Below are 1,263 nucleotides of genomic sequence, written 5' to 3' on the forward strand. Positions count from 1 at the left end.
AAGGGCACGGGTACCGCCCGTCAGGGTTCGATCCGCGCGCCGCACATGACCGGTGGTGGCATCGTCCACGGCCCGAAGCCGCGTGACTACGGCCAGCGCACCCCCAAGAAGATGATCGCCGCGGCCCTCCTGGGCGCGCTGAGCGACCGTGCTCGTGGCGAGCGTCTCCACGTCGTGGAGTCCTTCGGCATCGAGGGTGCCCCGTCGACCAAGGCTGCCGCCGCGGTCCTGACCGCATTCGGCGCCGTCAAGAACGTCATCGTGGTCATCGACCGCGACGACGAGCTGACGGTCAAGAGCGTGCGCAACCTCGCGTACGTGCACGTGCTGCCCTTCGGCCAGCTCAACGCCTACGACGTGCTCGTCTCCGACGACATCGTCTTCACCAAGGCCGCCTACGACGCGTTCGTCGCGTCGAAGTCCGGCGCCACCGAGGAGGTCTCGGCATGACCGCCGTCAACAAGGACCCGCGCGACATCATCCTGAAGCCTCGTACGTGTTGGCGGTCTCGACCTCGTGGTCGGCCACGACCGCGAGCGTCATGCCCGACTCCGTGACCTCGTACGACAGCGCCGACCGGTCGCCGTCCTGCCAGTACTCGCGCGGCTGGAGCACACGGTCGGTGAGCTTCTCGGTCTTACGCGGGTCGAATCCGGCGGTCTTGGATGCCATCGGCGAACCGCCGTAGATGCCCTCGCCGTCCTGGCGGTTGAGGAGCTGGCACGCCACCGTCACCGGAGCGTCCGAGTTGAGGACCGTCACCGTCAGCCGCAGCACGACGAGGTGCTTCTCCTCGAACGACACGAACCGCTCGTCCTCGATGCGCACCTCCTTGCCCGACGGCGTCACCCAGAGGAGCGTGCGACGGAGGATGCCCTGGCGCATGTCGAGCACGCGCTCGTACTCGCGGACGTCGGCGACGTCGAGCGAGAGCGGCTCGTCGTCGACGTAGACGCGCATGACCTTGGCATCCGGTGCGTTGATGATCGTCTGGCCGACCTCGGCGAAACCGTAGGCCTGCTCGGCGTGCCGGATCTGAACCGAGGAGAACCGTGCCGCTGACCGCCGACGTGAAGGCCGAGCTGATCACCGTACGCGACCCGCGTCCGACGGCGCGTGTCGCCGAGCTCACGGCGATCCTCCGCTTCTCCGGCGGTCTGCACTCGATCGCCAACCGTGTGGCCGTCGAGGCGGAGCTCGACTCCGACATCCTGGCCCGCCGCGTGGCCCGCGACCTCATGGAGCTCTACGGCGGCGCCCCGA

The 1,263-nt window shown here is 68.5% G+C and carries 1 protein-coding gene and 2 pseudogenes; 2 read left to right on the forward strand and 1 reads right to left on the reverse strand.

What is annotated here, in order from left to right:
- On the forward strand, positions 1–450 hold a 450-nt coding region (gene rplD, locus I5G_RS13390), incomplete at its 5' end, for a 50S ribosomal protein L4 (RefSeq protein ID WP_022879509.1).
- Between the two features lie 42 nt (positions 451–492).
- Here rplD and I5G_RS13395 read toward each other — a convergent pair.
- Positions 493–1,035 (reverse strand): annotated as a pseudogene (locus I5G_RS13395) (glycoside hydrolase family 65 protein); the annotation flags it as partial.
- Positions 1,036–1,052: 17 nt separating this feature from the next.
- Between I5G_RS13395 and I5G_RS13400 the strand changes: the two are divergent.
- Positions 1,053–1,263: pseudogene (locus I5G_RS13400) on the forward strand (DNA-binding protein WhiA); the annotation flags it as partial.

The organism is Microbacterium sp. B19 (assembly GCF_000333395.1).
In the GTDB taxonomy this organism is placed as follows: domain Bacteria; phylum Actinomycetota; class Actinomycetes; order Actinomycetales; family Microbacteriaceae; genus Microbacterium.